This is a genomic window from Nocardioides sp. Z43_10 (genome assembly GCF_059766615.1).
The window spans coordinates 13,850-31,521 of record NZ_JCBAJY010000013.1; the positions used below are offsets into that span (position 1 = coordinate 13,850).

Here is a 17,672-nt window from a genome sequence, read left to right on the forward strand (position 1 = left end):
GGGGGTACGTACGGGGGCTGATCGCTGATGGTCGTCGAGTACCCCACCGGACCGGGCCCCGTCGAGGGCCCGGTCCTGCGCCCGCGCCGCCTGCGCCGGACGTCGTCGTTGCGCCGGATGGTGGCCGAGACGAGCCTCGAGGCGCGTCAGCTGGTGCTGCCGCTGTTCGTGCGCGAGGACGCCGACGAGCCGCGTCCGATCAGCTCGATGCCCGGCGTCGTCCAGCACACCCGCTCCAGCCTCCTCGTCGCCGCCCACGAGGCCGCCGAGCTGGGCCTGGGCGGGGTGATGCTGTTCGGGATCCCGGCCACCCGTGACGCAACCGGCTCGGGTGCCCTCGACCCGGCCGGCGTCCTCAACCTGGCGATCACCGACGTGGTGGCCGAGGTCGGGGACGCGCTTACCGTGATGAGCGACCTGTGCCTCGACGAGTTCACCGACCACGGCCACTGCGGCGTGCTGGACTCCGAGGGGGCCGTCGACAACGACCGCACGCTCGAGATCTACGCGCAGATGGCGCTCGCGCAGGCCGCGGCCGGTGTCGACATGGTCGGCCCCAGCGGGATGATGGACGGGCAGGTCCGGGTGATCCGCTCCGCCTTGGACGCCTCCGGTGCCAGCGACGTCTCGATCCTGGCCTACTCCGCGAAGTACGCCTCCGCCTTCTACGGCCCCTTCCGCGAGGCCGTCGACTCGTGCCTCGAGGGGGACCGGCGCACCTACCAGCAGGACCCGGCCAACGCCCTCGAAGGCGTGCGCGAGGCCCTGCTCGACGTCGAGGAGGGGGCCGACATGGTGATGGTCAAGCCGGCCCTGGCCTACCTCGACGTGCTGCGCCGGGTGCGCGACGCGGTACCGGTCCCCGTCGCGGCGTACAACATCTCCGGCGAGTACGCGATGGTCGAGGCGGCCGCCGCCCACGGCTGGATCGACCGCGAGGCGGCGATCCTGGAGACGCTCACCTCGATCCGCCGAGCCGGCGCCGACGTGGTGCTCACCTACTGGGCCGCCGAGGCCGCGCGCCTGCTCAGCCGCCGCTGAGCCTGCCTCACCCCGGCCTCCGGGCCGGGGTGAGGCACAGCGCGCTCAGGGCGCCAGGATCTCGGTGATGCAGCGGGTCAGCGCGCCCAGGTCGAGCGTGGTCAGCCCCCGTGCGATGCACTGGGCGCGGGCCTCGGTCCAGGTCAGCGTGTCCTCGATCGCCTGGCCGGGGTCGGTGATGACCTGGCCGGGGTTCTTCACGATCGGGGGGAGACCCGCCTTCGGCGGCTTGCTCGGCGCGGGCTGCGAGGGCGCCGGCTGCTGCGGGCGGCTCGGCTGCTGAGGCTGCGGCGACGTCTGCGGCGTCTCCGAGGACTGACTCGGCGGCTGGGCGACGAGGTTGTCGCCGCCTCGCCCGGGCTGACGCGCCGGCGCGGCGCCGCGCGCGGGGCGGGTCGGGGCGGTCACCTCCGGCACGAACATGGCCGCCGAGGTGGTGCTGTTGGGGACCGAGGTGAAGTCGCCCTCGGCGTAGGCCTGCATGATCGACAGCACCAGGTCGACGTACTCGTCGCTGTGGTTGTAGCGGTGGACCGCCTTGCGCTGACCGGCCTCCTTGGAGAGGTCGTCGTTGCCCGAGCACAGGTAGACCGCCGTGGCCAGCGCCGCGTCGTCGATGTCCTGGGGGTTGCGCTTGCCGTCGCCGTCGGCGTCCACCCCGACCACCGACCAGGTCGAGGGGATGAACTGCATCGGGCCGACCGCACGGTCGAACTTCAGGTCGTTGTCGAGCTGGCCGGCGTCGGTGTCGGCGATCTGGGCGGTGTTGCGGGTGCCGTCGAGCGCGATGCCGAAGATGCCGGGCTGGGCGATGCCGTCGTCGTCGAGCCGGTTGCCGCCGTAGCGCCCGTGGTCGGACTCCACCCGGCCGATCGCCGCGACCAGCTGCCAGTTGATCTTGCAGCTCTTGTCGGCGGAGTTGATCACGGTCTCGGCGCGCTGGTAGGCCGCCAGGGCGGCGGCCGGGATGCCGTTGGTCGAGGCCGTCGCGACCACGGAGGTGGCCTTGCCGGTGGGCACCGCCGGCGCGACCACGCCGGGCAGCGAGACGCTGGCGGGCGCCTCGATCGCCTCGGTGGGCACGCTCGTGCCGTCCGGCAGGTGGGGGTCGGCCTGGAAGCCCGCGGACGCGGTGCTGATGCCCCCGACACTCGCGAGGCTGGCGGTCCAGGCTGCTGAGAGCAGGGCCAGCGGTATCAGTGCGGTGGCCTTCTGCACACGTCCGAAGCGTGGCTTGGTCATGAGTCCCTCTCCCTAGCAGACGACGGTTCGTCGCGGCTCCCTCAAAGCTCACGTGTTTCCAACAACGAGATGCGTAACCCTCGGTTACGCCAATTTAACCTGCGAGTGTGGCGTGCGTCTCCCTCTGGATCTTGTATCTGAGACGGAGGTCATCGTGATCCAGGCCGCACGTCCCTGGCCCTGGGCTCGTGGGGCTTGGTCGTCTCGGGGAGAATGAACCGCGTGACAGACCCCACCGACCTGACCTCGGGCTCCCACGCCCTGTTCGCGCGGGCGCGGGCGGTGACCCCGGGCGGGGTCAACTCCCCGGTCCGCGCCTTCAACGCCGTCGGCGGCACCCCGCGGTTCATCGCCTCGGCCAGCGGCGCCTGGCTGACCGACGTCGACGGCAACGAGTACGTCGACCTGATCTGCTCGTGGGGCCCGATGCTGCTGGGCCACGACCACCCCGAGGTCCGCGCCGCCGTCGTCGACGCCGTCTCGCGCGGCACGTCGTACGGCACGCCGACGCGGCCCGAGGTCGAGCTGGCCGAGGAGATCGTGGCGCGCACGAGCGTCGACCGGGTCCGCTTCGTCTCCTCCGGCACCGAGGCCACGATGTCGGCGATCCGGCTGGCGCGCGGCTTCACCGGGCGCGACCTGGTGGTGAAGTTCGCCGGCTGCTACCACGGCCACGTCGACTCGCTGCTGGCCTCCGCCGGCTCGGGTCTGGCCACGTTCGCGGTGCCGGGGACCCCCGGGGTCCCCGAGTCCTCCACCGCCCTGACGCTGGTGCTGCCCTACAACGACCGCGCGGCGGTGGAGAAGGCGTTCGCCGAGCACGGCAGCCGGATCGCGTGCCTGATCACCGAGGCCGCCCCCGGCAACATGGGCGTGGTCCCGCCCGAGCCCGGCTTCAACGCGTTCCTGGCCGAGACCTGCACCCGGCACGGCGCGCTGCTGGTCAGCGACGAGGTGATGACCGGCTTCCGCGCCTCGCGCACCGGGCAGTGGGGCCTGGACGGGGCCCGGGAGGGCTGGCGCCCCGACCTCACCACCTTCGGCAAGGTGATGGGCGGAGGCTTCCCCGCGGCCGCGTTCGGCGGTCGCGCCGACGTGATGGCCCACCTCGCCCCCGAGGGGCCGGTCTACCAGGCCGGGACGCTGTCGGGGAACCCGATCGCGACGACCGCCGGGCTGACCACGCTGCGCCTGGCAGACGACGAGGTCTACGCCCACATCACCGCCGCCGGCGAGACCATCAAGGCGGCCACCGCGCAGGCGCTGAGCGCCGCCGGGGTGGCGCACCGGATCCAGTCCACCGGCACGATGTTCTCGGTGTTCCTCACCGACACCGAGGTCCGTGACTTCGCCGACGCCTCGACGACCGACACCGCCGCCTACGCGGCGTTCTTCCATGCCATGCTCGACCGGGGCGTCTACCTGCCGCCGTCGGCCTACGAGACGTGGTTCCTCTCCTCCGCCCACGACGACCGCGCCGTGCAGCGGGTGCTGGACGCCCTGCCCCACGCCGCCCGCGCTGCCGCGGCCACCGTCGAAGGAGCCTGAACATGAGCGAGCGCACGATCGTCCACCTGCTGCGTCACGGCGAGGTGCACAACCCCGATGGCGTGCTCTACGGCCGCCGCGACGGGTTCCACCTCTCCGCGCTCGGGCAGAAGATGGCCCAGCAGGTCGCCGACAAGATCGGCGAGCGCGACATCACCCACCTGGTCTCCTCGCCGCTGGAGCGCGCCCGCGAGACCGGCCGCCCGCTCGCCGAGCGGCGCGGGCTCGAGGTGAGCATCGACCCCCGGGTGATCGAGTCGACCAACAAGTTCGAGGGCAAGACCTTCGGCAAGGGCAACAACGAGCTGCGCAACCCGGCGTCGTGGCGCTACCTGTGGAACCCTTTCCGGCCCTCGTGGGGCGAGCCCTACACCGAGGTCGCCGCCCGGATGATGGCGGCCGTGTACGACGCGCGCGACGCCGCGCGCGGGCACGAGGCCGTGGTCGTCTCCCACCAGCTGCCGATCTGGACCACCCGCCTGCACGTGGAGCGGCGCTCCTTCCTGCACGACCCGCGCAAGCGCCAGTGCACGCTGTGCTCGCTCACCTCGCTGCACTTCGTCGGCGACACCCTCTCCCAGGTCTCCTACTCCGAGCCGGCCGGCGACCTGATCCCGGTCAAGGACCGCGGCGCGACCTTCTCCGCCGGCGGCGCACCCGAGGAGAAGCGACCCTGAAGCGTCACCTGGCACCCGTTCTGCTCGTCTGTCTGCTCGCTCTGCTGGCGGGCTGCTCGTCGATGGAGGGCACCGGCGACAAGGGCTACATCACCGGCAAGGGCACCGTCGTCGAGGTCGAGCCGGCCGAGCGTGACGACCCGGTCGCGCTGGAGGGGGAGGACCTCGACGGCCGGCCCGTCTCGCTGGCGGACTATCGCGGCAAGCCGGCCGTGGTGGTGGTGTGGGGCTCCTGGTGCCCGCCGTGCCGGGCGGAGGCGCCCGCGCTGGCCGAGGCGGCCGCCGAGCTCGACGGCCGGGTCGGCTTCCTCGGGATCAACGTCCGCGACCCCGCCATCGACCAGGCGCAGAGCTTCGTGCGCCGCTTCGAGATCCCCTACCCCTCGGTCTTCTCGCCCGACGGCAAGGCGCTGCTCTCGTTCGCCGGGACGCTGACCCCCAACACGATCCCGAGCACGCTGGTGCTCGATGCGCAGGGGCGCGTCGCGGCCAGCATCATCGGCGAGGTGCCCTCCAAGGTCACGCTCACCACGCTGGCCGAGGACGTCCTCGCCGAGACCGGCCCCGACCAGCCGGCCGACCCCTCCGGGAGCCCCGGCGATGGGTGAGACCTTCCAGGAGATCGCCGGCTCCGGCTCGCTGGCGCTGGCCATCCCGATCGCGGTCATCGCCGGGCTGGTCTCCTTCTTCTCCCCGTGCGTCATCCCGCTGCTGCCGGGCTACCTCTCCTACGCCACCGGGCTGTCCGGGGCGGACCTGGCCAGCACCGGCGGCGAGGGGCGCCGCGGGCGGATGCTGCTCGGCTCGGTGCTCTTCGTGCTCGGCTTCTCGGCCGTCTTCGTGCTGCTGGGCTCCATCTCCGGTGCCGTCGGCACCTGGCTCTTCGAGTACCGCCGCACGCTCAACGTGGTGCTCGGCGTGATCACCATCGTGCTCGGGCTGGTCTTCATGGGCGCGGTGCGGATCTTCCAGCGCGACCTGCGCTTCCACTCGGTGCCGGCCGTCGGGCTGGTCGCCGCGCCCTTCCTCGGCTTCCTGTTCGGCGTCGGCTGGACCCCGTGCATCGGGCCCACGCTCGGCGTCATCTACACGCTGTCCTACAACGAGGGCACCGCCGGGCGCGGTGCCCTGCTCTCCGGCTTCTACGCCGCCGGGCTGGGGCTGCCGTTCATCGTGGCGGCCCTGGCCTACCGCAAGATGCTGCGTGCCGTCGGGTTCGTGCGCCGCCACCAGGCCTGGGTGATGCGCATCGGCGGGCTGATGATGATCGCCGTCGGCATCGCCCTGGTCACCGGCTGGTGGGACCACGCCGTGACCTGGCTGCAGAGCAACCTGATCTCCGGCTACCAGGTGGATGTGTGACGACCAGACAGGCCGACGACCGGCGCCCCGAGGGGCACGTCGAGAACCTCGTGGACGAGGCCGAGGAGCGGGGCCCGGACGGGTCCGGCCCTGACGATCGCCGTCCCGGCGAGCTGAACGCCCTGGAGCTGGCGCGCTGGGCCTGGCGCCAGCTCACCTCCATGCGCACCGCGCTGGTGCTGCTGTTCCTGCTCGCGCTGGCGGCGATCCCGGGCTCGGTGATCCCCCAGGAGGACGTCGACTCGCTGGCCGCCTCCCGCTGGCAGGAGGCCCACCCCAAGCTGACGCCGATCTACGAGCGCCTGGGGATGTTCTCGGTCTACGACTCGGTGTGGTTCTCGGCGATCTACATCCTGCTGATGATCTCGCTGGTGGGGTGCATCCTGCCCCGCACCCGGGTCTACTGGCGCGCGCTGCGCTCGCGGCCCCCGCGCGCCCCGCGCCACCTCGGGCGGCTTCCCGACCACACGTCGTACACCTCGTCGGACTCCGCCGAGGAGCTGCTCGAGCGGGCTCGCCGGGTGCTGCGCAAGCGGCGCTACCGCGTCGAGGTCCGCGACGGCGCGGTCTCGGCGGAGAAGGGCTACCTGCGCGAGGCCGGCAACCTGGTCTTCCACCTGTCGGTGGTGATCGTGCTCGTCGGGTTCGCGATGGGCAGCCTGTTCGGCTACAAGGGCGGCGTGATCCTGGTGGTCGGCAACGGCTTCTCCAACAGCCCCACCCAGTACGACGACCTGGTCCCCGGCACCCTCTTCGACGCCGGCGAGATGGAGCCGTTCTACTTCAACGTCGACGACTTCGACATCGAGTGGCTCAAGAAGGGCCCGCGGGCGGGGATGGCGCAGAAGTTCGTCTCGCACATCACCTACGGCGAGAGCCTGGATGCCGAGCCGAAGAAGTACGACCTCAAGGTCAACCACCCGCTCACCATCGGGGAGACCGACATCTTCCTGATCGGGCACGGCTACGCCCCGGTGATCACCGTGCGCGACGGCAACGGCGACGTCGCCTACAGCGGCCCGACCATCTTCCTGCCCACCGACGAGAGCTTCCGCTCCTTCGGCGTGGTCAAGGCGCCCGACGCGGAGCCCACCCAGATCGGGCTCGAGGGCGAGCTCTACCCGACCTACGGCTTCACCGACGCCAGCGGGCCGTTCTCCGCCTTCGGTGACGCGCTCAACCCGGCCATCTCGATGCTCGCCTACACCGGCGACCTCGGCATGGACGACAGCGGCGGGCAGTCGGTCTACGCCCTCGACAAGGCCGACGCCGAGGTGGTCACCAAGCCCGACGGGTCGATGTTCCGCATCGACTTGGCGATGGGCGACTCGGTGGAGCTGCCGAACGGCGCCGGCTCGGTCAGCTTCGACTCGATCCAGCGCTGGAACAAGATCCAGATCAGCCGCACCCCCGGCAAGTTCGTCGCGCTGACCGGGGTGGTGCTCGCGCTGATCGGCCTGCTCGGGTCGCTGTTCATCCGGCCCCGTCGCGTCTGGGTTCGCGTCTCACCCGAGGGCGGGGCCACACTGGTGGAGGTGGCGGGTCTCGACCGCTCCGGCGGCGGCGACGTCGACGCCGAGCTCAACGAGATCGTGGCCGCGCTCGGGGGAGCGGCACCCGACGACGACGCCCCGCACAGCGCACCGCACGACGGCGCACCGCACGACACACCTGATGGAACCGCACTGGAGGAGAAGCCGTGAGCGACGCGTCCTGGGAGACTCTGAGCAATCAGGCGGTGGCGGCCGCAGGTCTCGTCTACTTCCTGGCGCTGCTGGCGCACCTCATCGAGTGGAGCGCGCTGCGCAAGGTGCCGGTGGGTGCCGAGCAGGCAGGGCGTCGCGAGTCCGTGCCGGTCGGCGCCGCGGCGCCCGGGACCCCGCCGGTGCTGTCCAAGGACGCCGCCCCGGCCCCGGCGGACTCCCAGAAGATCGCCCTGTTCGGGCGGCTGGGGGTGCTGCTGACCATCCTGGCCACCGCCGTGCACCTCGTGGCGCTGGTGGCGCGCGGCATGGCCGCGGACCCGAACCGGGTGCCGTGGGGCAACATGTACGAGTTCACGCTGGCCGGGACGTTCTTCGTCTCGGTGATCTACCTGGCGGCGTACCGGAAGTTCGCGCTGCACTGGATGGCGCCGCTGGTGGTGGGCTTCGTGCTGGCCACGCTGATGGCCGACGTGATCTGGCTCTACGAGGGCGTCGCGCCGCTGACCGAGGCGCTCGACTCACCCTGGCTGGTCATCCACGTGGTCTCCGCGGTGATCGCGACCGGGGCGTTCACGGTGGGCGGCATCGTCTCGCTGCTGTTCCTGGTCAAGGAGCGCTGGGGCGGCCGGCAGAGCGGCTACATCGCCCGTCTGCCCTCCACCCAGACGCTGGACCGGATCTCCTACCGGATGCACGCGTTCGCGTTCCCGGTGTGGACCTTCGCGGTGCTGATCACCGGGCCGATCTGGGCGCACCAGGCCTGGTCGTCGTACTGGAACTGGGACCCCAAGGAGGTCTGGGCCTTCATCACCTGGGTCGTGTACGCCGCCTACCTGCACGCCCGCTCCACCGCCGGCTGGAAGGGCCGCAACGCCGCCTACATCGCGCTGATCGGGCTGGCGACGCTGTGGTTCAACTTCATCGGCATCAACTTCTTCAGCTCCAGCAGCCAGCACTCCTACGCCGCCCCGGCCGCGTCGGTCAGCGTCGAGCCGGACGGCGTCGAGTCAGTCAGCGTCGAGTCGGCGTAGTGTCGCCGGCCCGCCGGACCGGCCTCAGGCCGGCTCGGGCGGGGTGGGGTCCGGGCCGTCGTCGTCGGAGCGCTTCTCCGGGTGCCGCTTGCGACGGTCGAGCTGCCACAGGAAGTCCGGGTCGTCGTCGGGTCCCAGCGGCCGAGGCGGCGCGGGACGGCCACCGGAGCCGTCATCGGGCCCGCCTCCCTGGAGGCCGCGGCGCTCGATGACCCGGATGGTCAGGTAGAACGCCACCGCGAACAGCAGGACGACCAGCACGAACTTCAGCACACCTCAAGAGTAGGTGCCCCATGGTGGGAACTACCCTGGGGGCGTGAAGGAGTTCGCTATCTACACCGCCCTGCGGCTGGCCCTGTTCGTCGCGTCGTACGCCCTCGTCGCCGGGATCTACCTCCTGGTGACCTCCGGCAACCAGCTGCCGATCCTCTGGCCGTTCATCGTCGCGTTCGTGATCTCCGGAATCGCGTCGTACTTCCTGCTCAACGCTCCGCGCGAGGCGTTCGCCCGCCGCGTCGAGGAGCGGGCCGAGCGGGCCTCGGCCCGGATGCAGCAGGTCAAGTCCCGCGAGGACGTCGACTGAGTGGGCGCCTCGCCCGAAGGCTGTCACGTCGCCGACCACAGTGACCGGGGCCGCCGCGCCTGGCTCGACGAGGCCATCCGGCGCGTCGAGGCCGACGCCAACCGCTCGGCCGACACCCACCTGCTGGTCTTCCCGCTGCCCACCGCGATCTCCGGGGCCGGCATCGACCTCTACCTCAAGGACGAGTCGGTCCACCCGACCGGATCGCTCAAGCACCGGCTGGCGCGCTCGCTGTTCCTCTACGGGCTGTGCAACGGCTGGATCCGCGAGGACACCACGCTGATCGAGGCGTCGTCCGGCTCGACCGCGGTCTCCGAGGCCTACTTCGCGCGGCTGCTGGGGCTGCCGTTCATCGCGGTGATGCCGCGCGGCACCTCCCCGGAGAAGATCGAGCTGATCGAGTTCCAGGGCGGGCGCTGCCACCTCGTCGACGAGCCCGCGACCATCTACGCGGAGTCACGGCGCCTGGCCGAGGAGACCGGTGGTCACTTCCTCGACCAGTTCACCTACGCCGAGCGCGCCACCGACTGGCGCGGCAACAACAACATCGCCGAGTCGATCTTCAGCCAGCTCGCCCACGAGCGGCACCCGGTGCCGACCTGGATCGTCGTCGGCGCGGGGACCGGCGGCACCTCGGCGACCATCGGCCGGTTCATCCGCTACCGCCGGCTGCCCACCAGCCTGTGTGTGGTCGACCCGGAGCAGTCCGCGTTCTTCCGCGCCTGGGAGAGCGGCGACCTGGGAGCGACAGGCGGGCCCTCCCGGATCGAGGGCATCGGCCGGCCTCGGGTCGAGCCGTCCTTCCAGCCCGCCGTCGTGGACTGCATGATCGCGGTCCCCGACGCCGCCTCGATCGCCGCCGCCCGGTGGTGCACCCAGGTCACCGGCCGCTCGGTCGGCGGCTCCACCGGCACCGCGCTGTGGGGCGCGCTGCGGCTGATCGCCCGGATGCGTGAGCGCGGCGAGTCCGGCTCGGTGGTCACGCTCCTGTGCGACGGCGGCGAGCGGTACGCCCACACCTACTACGACGACGACTGGGTGGCCGCCCAAGGCCTCGACCTCGCGCCGTACACGAAGGCGCTGGAGGGGTTCGGGGCGACGGGGGAGTGGGCGGAGCCGGTCGGGTGAGGAAAGGCCCGGCAGGGTTGCCGTTTGGTCCCCAACGGCGAGGATCGGGGCCGGAACGCCTCCGTCTGTGACCAATCGGTGAGGTCCAGCAGCGTCTCTCGCACGGTGCTGGCGGCCGACGTACCGGCGCTGACCATGAAGCAGGTCCGCGACATCGTCACCCACCCCGTGTGGACCAACTGACCCGGAGCGGAGACCTTCGCGGCGCTGCAACCGGATGGTGAAGCGTCGGCGATGGCCGCAGCCCCGGCCGGCGGGCTAGAACGGCCTAGAAGGGTCGCCGTTTGGTCCCCAACGGCGGTTATCGGCGTGAGAAGCCGCCGTTGGGGACCAAACGGCGTCGAAACCGACGCCGCCTCAGCCGATCGTCGGTACGGCGGCCAGCGCGGCGCCGAGGTCGGCGTCGGAGAGCGCGTCGTCCTCGAGGCCGCCGCGCAGGAACGAGTCGTAGGCGCCGAGCTCGAGCAGGCCGTGGCCGGAGAGGCCGACGACGATGACCTTCTCCTCACCGGACTCGACGCAGGCCAGGGCCTCGCGGCGCATCTGGGCGAGCGCGTGCGACGACTCGGGCGCCGGCACGATGCCCTCGCAGCGAGCGAACTCGATAGCCGCCTCGAAGCACTCGTTCTGGTGCAGCGCCCGCGCCTCGACGTACCCCTCGTGGACGACGTGCGAGACCAGCGGCGCCATGCCGTGGTAGCGCAGCCCGCCCGCGTGGATCGGGGAGGGCACGAAGTCGTGGCCGAGGGTGTACATCTTCATCAGCGGGGTCAGCCCGGCGGTGTCACCGAAGTCGTAGCGGTACTCGCCGCGGGTCAGCGTCGGGCACGAGGTCGGCTCGACGGCGATCAGCCGCGGGTCCTGGTTGCCGGCGAGCTTCTCGCGCAGGAACGGGAAGATCAGCCCGGCCAGGTTGGAGCCGCCGCCGGCGCAGCCGATGACGAGGTCGGCGCCGCTCTCGCCGGCCTTGGCCAGCTGCAGCAGTGCCTCCTCGCCGATGATCGTCTGGTGCAGCAGCACGTGGTTGAGCACCGACCCGAGGGCGTACTTCGCCTCCGGGTCCTGTGCTGCCAGCTCGACGGCCTCGGAGATCGCGATGCCCAGCGACCCCGGGTGGTCCTCACCGAAGGCGCGGCCGGCCTCGGTCATCCGGCTGGGGGAGCGGTGCACCTTGCCGCCGAAGACCTCGATCAGCGTGCGTCGCTGGGGCTTGGAGTCGAAGGACGCCCCGACCTGCCACACCTCGCACTCCATGTCGAACAGCGAGCAGGCGTAGGCCAGCGCGGTGCCCCACTGGCCGGCTCCGGTCTCGGTGGTCAGCCGGGAGATGCCGTGCTGCTTGTTGTAGTAGGCCTGCGGCACCGAGGTGTTCGTCTTGTGCGACCCGGCCGGGGAGACGCCCTCGTACTTGAAGTAGATCCGCGCCGGCGTGCCCAGCTTGCGCTCGAGGTTGCGGGCCCGGAACAGCGGGGAGGGGCGGTACTGCAGGTAGACCTCGCGCACGGCCTCGGGGATCTCCACGAAGCGCTCGCCGCTCACCTCCTGCGCGATCAGCTCCGGCGGGAACAGCGGAGCCAGGTCGTCGGGCCCGACCGGCTGGTGGGTGCCCGGGTGCAGCGGCGCCGGCGGCGGCGTGGGCAGATCGGCGACGAGGTTGTACCAGTGCGTCGGCATCTCGTCGTCGGTCAGCGTGTACTTGCGGGGGGCGACTGCGCTGAGCGTGGTGCTCGACTCGCTCATCGGCGCTTCCTGCGCTCGATCGCGCGGCGCTCGAGGTGCCGCTCGATACGGGCGGGCGGCTGGCCCAGGACCTTGGCCAGGATCGGCACCCGGAGCTTGTAGACGACGACGGCCGCGACCACCACAGCGACCAGGATCAAGAACCACATGGGGCTCAGACTAGTGGCTCGACGCGCTGCGGGGCAGGCGGCGGATCAGGCGATGAGCAGCCCGGCCAGCATCCCCAGCCCGTAGAGCAGCTCGGCGACCCCGGTCTTCTGCAGGACCGGGATCAGCGCCAGGCCTCGAGCGCCTCCGACGACGACGCGTACGGCGGACAGCGCGGGTACGGCGTACCCGAGGCCGAGCAGCGCCCACCACGACGTCTCCAGGGCGACGCCGAGCAGCGCCACCGCCGAAGCGGCCATCAGCAGCGTGAACAGGGCGCGGGTCCGGGAGTCGCCGAGCAGCACCGCCAGGGTGCGCTTGCCGACCTCGGTGTCGGTGGGGATGTCGCGCAGGTTGTTGGCGACCAGGATGGAGCAGGCCAGCGCCCCGATCCCGATCGCGGCGTACAGGGCGGGCAGCGCCACGTCGCGTCCGAAGGACTCCGTCTGCACGTAGGTGGTGCCGGTGACCGCGACCAGGCCGAAGAACACGAAGACCATCACCTCGCCGAGGCCGAGGTAGCCGTACGGCTTCGAGCCGCCGGTGTAGTACCAGGCCGCCACCACGCACACGACGCCGACGGCCAGCAGCCACCACGCGGTCGCCGCGGCCAGCCCCAGCCCGGCGACGCCGGCGACGCCGAACGCGGCGAAGGCGGCGAGCTTCACGGCCCGGGGCGTGGCCGCGCCGGAGCCGACCAGGCGCATCGGCCCGACCCGGTCCTCGTCGGTGCCGCGGATCCCGTCGGAGTAGTCGTTGGCGTAGTTCACCCCCACCTGCAGGGCGAGCGCGACCACCATCGCCAGGGCCGCCTTCCACCACACGGGCTCGGCGACGTACGCCGCGACGCCGGTGCCGGCGAGCACCGGGGCGACGGCGGCGGGGAGGGTCCGGGGGCGGGACCCGGCGATCCATTGAGCGGGAGTGGCCACGACGAAGGATTCTCACACGCGGCCGGCGCCGAGCCCGGCGGCGGCTCCGACTAGCGTTGGGCCGGTGAGCTCACTGCGCCCGGTCCGTGGCACGTCCGCCGAGGTCGTCGCGGCGCTGCGTGACTGGCTGGCGCAGACGCGCGAGCCGGAGCCGCTCGCGGTCGAGACGTCCGGCTCCACCGGGCGCCCCAAGCGGGTGGTGCTGTCGCGCCGCGCGCTGCTGGCCTCGGCCGAGGCGTCCGCGCGCCGGCTGGCCGCCCGCGGAGGCGACGGCCGGGGCCGCTGGCTGCTGACCCTGCCCGCGCCGTACGTCGCGGGAGTCAACGTCGTGGTCCGCTCCCTGGCCGCCGGGCACGACCCGGTGCTGCTCGAGGAGCACGCCTCGTTCGCGGCGGCGACGGCCGCGCTGGGCGACGTGGCGCGCTACACCTCGCTGGTGCCCACGCAGCTGCACCGGCTGCTCGAGGCCTCCGAGGCCGACTCCGCCGCGGACCGCGCCGCGCTCGCGACGTACGACGCGGTGCTGGTGGGCGGCGGGCCGATGGACCCGGCGCTGCGCCGACGCGCCGAGGAGGCCGGCGTGCGCCTGGTCGCGACGTACGGGTCGAGCGAGACCTGCGGCGGCTGCGTGTACGACGGGCTGCCGCTGGACGGCGTGGCGCTGGCGATCGGCACCGACGGACGGATCCGGATCGGCGGGCCGGTGCTCTTCGACGGCTACGACGGCGACCCTGACCTGACCCGGGAGTCCCTGGTCGACGGCTGGTTCCTCACCTCCGACGCGGGCCGCCTCGACGAGGACGGTCGCCTGCAGGTGCTGGGCCGCCTCGACGACGTGGTCGTCTCGGGCGGGGTGAACGTGCCCACCCCTGCCGTCGCCGCCCGGCTGCGCGAGCACCCGGGCGTGCGCGCCGTGGAGGTGCTCGGCGTCCCCGACGAGGAGTGGGGGCACCGCGTGGTGGCCTGGGTGGTGGGCTCGATCTCGCTGGACGAGGCGCGCGACTTCGTGGCGGCCGCGCACCCGCGCTCGTGGGCGCCGCGCGAGGTGCGCGTGGTCGACGAGCTGCCGCTGCTCGACAACGGGAAGGTGGACCGGTTGCGCCTCAAGGAGGAGACCCGATGACCCTGTCCGACGGCGACGTTGCGGTCTGGTCGATCCCGCTGCGCACTCGCTTCCGCGGCATCACCGTGCGCGAGGGCGTGCTGGTGCGCGGCCCGGCCGGATGGGGGGAGTGGAGCCCGTTCCTGGAGTACGACGCGAGGGTCGCCGCCCCGTGGCTGCGCTGCGCCGAGGAGGCGGCCGCGGGGGACTGGCCCGCGCCGCTGCGCGACAGCGTCCCGGTGAACGTGACCGTGCCCGCGGTGGACGCCGAGCGGGCGCACGCCATCACCCGCGCCGGCGGCTGCACGACCGCCAAGATCAAGGTCGCCGAGCCCGGCCAGACGCTGGCCGAGGACCAGGCGCGCGTCGAGGCCGTGCGTGACGCGCTGGGGCCGGGCGGGCGGATCCGCGTCGACGTGAACGGGCTGTGGGACGTCGACACCGCGGTGTCGTCGATCGGGGTGCTCGACCGGGCCGCGGGCGGGCTGGAGTACGTCGAGCAGCCGTGCGCGAGCGTCGAGGAGCTGGCGCTGGTGCGCCGCCGCGTCGACGTGCCCATCGCCGCCGACGAGTCGATCCGCCGGGCCGAGGACCCCTACCGGGTGCGGGACCTGGAGGCCGCCGACGTCGCGGTGCTCAAGGTGCAGCCGCTGGGGGGAGTGCGCGCGTGCCTGCGCATCGCCGAGGACATCGGCCTGCCGGTCGTGGTGTCCTCGGCGCTGGAGAGCTCGGTCGGGATCGCGGCCGGGGTCGCGCTCGCCGCGGCGCTGCCCGAGTTGCCCTACGCGTGCGGGCTGGCGACGGTCCAGCTGCTCACCGACGACGTGGTGGCCCGTGCGCTGCTCCCCGTCGACGGCGCTCTGCCGGTCGGCGTACCCGATGTGGACGACGAGGCCCTGCTGCGGCTGGCCGCCGCCCCCGAGCGGGTGGCGCACTGGCAGGCCCGGCTCGCCGAGGTGCGGGCGGTGGGCCGATGAACGCCGCCACCCGGCTCGCCCGCGACGTCGTCACCGCGCTGGTGGCCGAGGGGATCACCGAGGTGGTGCTGTCGCCGGGCTCGCGCAACGCGCCCCTGGCCTTCGCGGTGTACGACGCCTCGCGCGCCGGGCTGCTGCGCCTGCACACCCGCATCGACGAGCGCAGCGCCGGCTTCCTCGCGCTCGGGCTCACCAAGGTCGGCGCGCGGGCGGCGGTGATGTGCACGTCGGGCACGGCGGTCGCCAACCTGCACCCCGCCGTGCTCGAGGCCGCCCACGCCGGCCTGCCGCTGGTCGTGGTCACCGCCGACAGGCCCGCGTCGCTGCGCGGCACCGGAGCCAGCCAGACCACCGACCAGGTCCGGATCTTCGGCGACGCCGCCGTCTTCCACGACCTCGCGGAGGGCGAGGTGCCGTCGCTGGAGGCGGACGGACCGGTGCATCTCAACGTCCAGCTCACGCCGCCGCTGGTGCCGGAGGGGGTGTGGGAGGTGGCGCCGATTGGGCAGAGACGGCGGGTCGAGGCGGGTTTTGGTCGCCGTTTGGTCCCCAACGGAGGGCCCACCCCACCCCACCCCCTCCCACTCGGCCCCCGCACCGTCATCGTCGCCGGCGACGACGCCGGCCCGCCGGCGCGGATCCTGGCCCAGCGCGCCGGGTGGCCGCTGTTCGCGGAGCCGACCGCCGGGTGCCGCACCGGCGACAACGCGCTGCGCTCGTATCGGCTGCTGCTGGACGGCGAGCTGGGTGGGCGCATCGAGCGCGTGGTGGTCGCCGGTCACCCCACGCTGTCGCGACCGGTCACCCGCCTGCTGGAGCGCGACGACGTGGAGGTCGTCTCGCTGCGGGCACGGGGCTGTTGGTCGACGCGGCCGTTCCCCGTCGACTCCGAGCACGACGCCCTCGAGGTGCCCGAGGACGCGAGCGACGATTCCGCCTGGCTGGAGGAGTGGCAGGCCGCGGACCGCGCCGTCTCTCGCGAGGTGGACCGGCTGCTGGCGACAGAGGAGGGCGTCACTCCCCACGAGGTGGCCGCCGCGGTGAGCCGCGCCGTACCGCCGAAGGGGATGCTGTTCGTCGGTGCCTCCAGTCCGATCCGCGACCTGGACCTGATGGCGGCGCCCACCCCGGTCGGGGAGCGGCGCAAGGTGATCGCCAACCGCGGCGTGGCCGGCATCGACGGCACCATCTCCTCGGCCATCGGCGCCGCCCTGGGCCGCCCACACGGCTCCCGCAACCTCGCGCTGATGGGCGACGTGACGTTCCTGCACGACAGCACCGGCCTGGTGCTGGGCCCCGACGAGGAGCGCCCCGACCTGACGATCGTCGTGGTGAACGACGACGGCGGCTCGATCTTCGCGATGCTCGAGCAGGGCGGTCCGAACTACGCGGAGAGCTTCGACCGCCTGTTCGCGACGCCGCACGGGGTGGACCTGGCGAGCCTGTGCGCGGCCACCCGGACCCCGCACTGGCGCGTCGAGTCGGTGGCCGAGCTGGAGCACGCGCTGGCCTCGCCCAACGGCGGGATCGAGGTCGTCGAGGTCGTCGTACGACGCGACAACCGCCGCGAGCTGGACGCCCGGATCCGCGCCCTGTAGCCGGCGAGGATCAGGAGGCGAGCTTGCGGCGCAGCGTCATCGTGGCGCGGCTGTGCAGCTGGCTGACCCGCGACTCGCTGACCTGGAGCACCTGGCCGATCTCGGCGAGCGTGAGGCGCTCCCAGTAATAGAGGGCCACCACCACCTGGTCGCGCTCGGGCAGCTCGTGCACGGCCTGGAGGAAGCCGTCGGGCAGGTCGTCGGCGTCGAGGCCGGCGGCCGGGGCGGCGGGGGCGAAGTCGTCGACGCCGGAGGCCTCGGCGCTGACCAGGCTCGTGTACGACGTCTCGCTGTAGCGCTTGCGCAGCTCGCCCACCGAAATCTCGAGCTCGGCGGCGACCTCGCGGTCGGTGGGCACCCGCCCCAGCCGGTGCTCGAGAGTCGCCTGGGCGGTGTTGATGTCGCGGATCTTCTCGCGCACCGAGCGCGGGACCCAGTCGGAGGCCCGCAGCCCGTCCACGATGGCCCCGCGGATTCGGGGCACGGCATAGGTCTGGAACTGCAGCCCGCGGTCCACGTCGAACTTCTCGATCGCGTCCATCAGGCCGATCACGCCGTCGGAGACCAGGTCACCCTGCTCGACGGTCGACGGCAGCCCGGAGCCCACCCGACCAGCGACGTACTTCACGAGAGGGGAGTACTGCAGCACCAGGCGGTCGCGGGCGTCCTTGTCACCGGACTCCTTGTAGCGACGCCAGAGCTGGTCGACGTCGCTCTCGTGCTCGGTGGCGGTCATCGCCTTCTCCCTCCCGCAGGGTGTATGCCGGGTCACCCTAGCGGCAGCGAGCCGGGTGTTCGGGCGCACCCGAAGCGCCCCAGGAGCGAGCGCCAGCGAGCGTCCTCAGAATCAACTCGAAT

18 protein-coding genes are annotated in these 17,672 nt (G+C 72.5%); 12 read left to right on the top strand and 6 right to left on the bottom strand.

All coding sequences use genetic code 11. The annotated features are described in order from the left end of the window. The first annotated feature begins 27 nt into the window (after window positions 1-27). On the top strand, window positions 28-1,041 hold the full coding sequence (hemB, locus tag AC6EI4_RS18465) for a porphobilinogen synthase (protein WP_498452356.1): 1,014 nt from the start codon (window positions 28-30) through the stop codon (window positions 1,039-1,041). A gap of 45 nt (window positions 1,042-1,086) precedes the next feature. On the opposite strand, the gene AC6EI4_RS18470 is transcribed toward hemB, so the two are convergent. After that, the gene (locus tag AC6EI4_RS18470) at window positions 1,087-2,283 is read right to left on the bottom strand and encodes a lytic transglycosylase domain-containing protein (RefSeq protein ID WP_498452357.1); all 1,197 of its coding nucleotides are present in this window, start codon (window positions 2,281-2,283) and stop codon (window positions 1,087-1,089) included. Between the two features lie 240 nt (window positions 2,284-2,523). Here AC6EI4_RS18470 and hemL point away from each other — a divergent pair, with 240 nt between their 5' ends. The 6 genes from hemL to ccsB all read left to right on the top strand — a co-directional run bounded on the left by hemL (window position 2,524) and on the right by ccsB (window position 8,607). Further along, complete coding sequence (gene hemL / locus AC6EI4_RS18475) at window positions 2,524-3,831, top strand: glutamate-1-semialdehyde 2,1-aminomutase (RefSeq protein ID WP_498423794.1); 1,308 nt, start codon at window positions 2,524-2,526, stop codon at window positions 3,829-3,831. 2 nt (window positions 3,832-3,833) lie between these two features. Further along, complete coding sequence (locus AC6EI4_RS18480; RefSeq protein ID WP_498423761.1) at window positions 3,834-4,508, top strand: histidine phosphatase family protein; 675 nt, start codon at window positions 3,834-3,836, stop codon at window positions 4,506-4,508. A gap of 62 nt (window positions 4,509-4,570) precedes the next feature. Beyond that, the gene (locus AC6EI4_RS18485) at window positions 4,571-5,116 is read left to right on the top strand and encodes a TlpA disulfide reductase family protein (RefSeq protein ID WP_498423763.1); all 546 of its coding nucleotides are present in this window, start codon (window positions 4,571-4,573) and stop codon (window positions 5,114-5,116) included. Continuing rightward, complete coding sequence (locus AC6EI4_RS18490; protein ID WP_498423765.1) at window positions 5,109-5,870, top strand: cytochrome c biogenesis CcdA family protein; 762 nt, start codon at window positions 5,109-5,111, stop codon at window positions 5,868-5,870. The genes AC6EI4_RS18485 and AC6EI4_RS18490 overlap by 8 nt, the downstream gene beginning before the upstream one ends. Continuing rightward, entirely contained in the window at window positions 5,867-7,573 is a 1,707-nt protein-coding gene (resB, locus tag AC6EI4_RS18495) for a cytochrome c biogenesis protein ResB (protein WP_498452358.1), read from the top strand. Before AC6EI4_RS18490 ends, resB begins: the two co-directional genes overlap by 4 nt. Beyond that, on the top strand, window positions 7,570-8,607 hold the full coding sequence (ccsB, locus tag AC6EI4_RS18500; RefSeq protein WP_498452359.1) for a c-type cytochrome biogenesis protein CcsB: 1,038 nt from the start codon (window positions 7,570-7,572) through the stop codon (window positions 8,605-8,607). The genes resB and ccsB overlap by 4 nt, the downstream gene beginning before the upstream one ends. Before the next feature lie 24 nt (window positions 8,608-8,631). Here the strand turns inward: ccsB and AC6EI4_RS18505 are convergent, their stop codons facing one another. After that, entirely contained in the window at window positions 8,632-8,880 is a 249-nt protein-coding gene (locus tag AC6EI4_RS18505; protein ID WP_498423769.1) for a hypothetical protein, read from the bottom strand. A 43-nt stretch (window positions 8,881-8,923) separates the two neighbouring features. Here AC6EI4_RS18505 and AC6EI4_RS18510 point away from each other — a divergent pair, with 43 nt between their 5' ends. Both AC6EI4_RS18510 and cds1 read left to right on the top strand, forming a co-directional pair. Further along, window positions 8,924-9,190: a DUF4229 domain-containing protein gene (locus tag AC6EI4_RS18510; protein ID WP_498452360.1), complete on the top strand. Its 267-nt coding sequence runs from the start codon at window positions 8,924-8,926 to the stop codon at window positions 9,188-9,190. Then, complete coding sequence (gene cds1 / locus AC6EI4_RS18515; RefSeq protein ID WP_498423772.1) at window positions 9,191-10,318, top strand: L-cysteine desulfhydrase Cds1; 1,128 nt, start codon at window positions 9,191-9,193, stop codon at window positions 10,316-10,318. Window positions 10,319-10,675: 357 nt separating this feature from the next. Here the strand turns inward: cds1 and AC6EI4_RS18520 are convergent, their stop codons facing one another. The 3 genes from AC6EI4_RS18520 to AC6EI4_RS18530 are packed head-to-tail and all read right to left on the bottom strand — an operon-like array spanning window position 10,676 to window position 13,137. Further along, window positions 10,676-12,058: a TrpB-like pyridoxal phosphate-dependent enzyme gene (locus AC6EI4_RS18520; RefSeq protein WP_498423774.1), complete on the bottom strand. Its 1,383-nt coding sequence runs from the start codon at window positions 12,056-12,058 to the stop codon at window positions 10,676-10,678. After that, entirely contained in the window at window positions 12,055-12,207 is a 153-nt protein-coding gene (locus tag AC6EI4_RS18525; protein ID WP_498452361.1) for a hypothetical protein, read from the bottom strand. The genes AC6EI4_RS18520 and AC6EI4_RS18525 overlap by 4 nt, the downstream gene beginning before the upstream one ends. A gap of 45 nt (window positions 12,208-12,252) precedes the next feature. Continuing rightward, the gene (locus AC6EI4_RS18530) at window positions 12,253-13,137 is read right to left on the bottom strand and encodes a 1,4-dihydroxy-2-naphthoate polyprenyltransferase (protein ID WP_498423777.1); all 885 of its coding nucleotides are present in this window, start codon (window positions 13,135-13,137) and stop codon (window positions 12,253-12,255) included. 64 nt (window positions 13,138-13,201) lie between these two features. Here AC6EI4_RS18530 and AC6EI4_RS18535 point away from each other — a divergent pair, with 64 nt between their 5' ends. Genes AC6EI4_RS18535 through menD form a run of 3 tightly spaced genes read left to right on the top strand, consistent with a single transcriptional unit; the run spans window position 13,202 to window position 16,814 of the window. After that, the gene (locus AC6EI4_RS18535; RefSeq protein ID WP_498452362.1) at window positions 13,202-14,260 is read left to right on the top strand and encodes an AMP-binding protein; all 1,059 of its coding nucleotides are present in this window, start codon (window positions 13,202-13,204) and stop codon (window positions 14,258-14,260) included. Beyond that, window positions 14,257-15,216, top strand: a complete 960-nt coding sequence (locus AC6EI4_RS18540; RefSeq protein ID WP_498423781.1) for an o-succinylbenzoate synthase — start codon at window positions 14,257-14,259, stop codon at window positions 15,214-15,216. The genes AC6EI4_RS18535 and AC6EI4_RS18540 overlap by 4 nt, the downstream gene beginning before the upstream one ends. Beyond that, the gene (gene menD, locus AC6EI4_RS18545) at window positions 15,213-16,814 is read left to right on the top strand and encodes a 2-succinyl-5-enolpyruvyl-6-hydroxy-3-cyclohexene-1-carboxylic-acid synthase (protein WP_498452363.1); all 1,602 of its coding nucleotides are present in this window, start codon (window positions 15,213-15,215) and stop codon (window positions 16,812-16,814) included. Before AC6EI4_RS18540 ends, menD begins: the two co-directional genes overlap by 4 nt. Before the next feature lie 10 nt (window positions 16,815-16,824). On the opposite strand, the gene AC6EI4_RS18550 is transcribed toward menD, so the two are convergent. Continuing rightward, a complete protein-coding gene (locus tag AC6EI4_RS18550; protein ID WP_498452364.1) occupies window positions 16,825-17,550 on the bottom strand; it encodes a FliA/WhiG family RNA polymerase sigma factor in 726 nt (241 codons plus the stop codon). Window positions 17,551-17,672 lie beyond the last annotated feature (122 nt).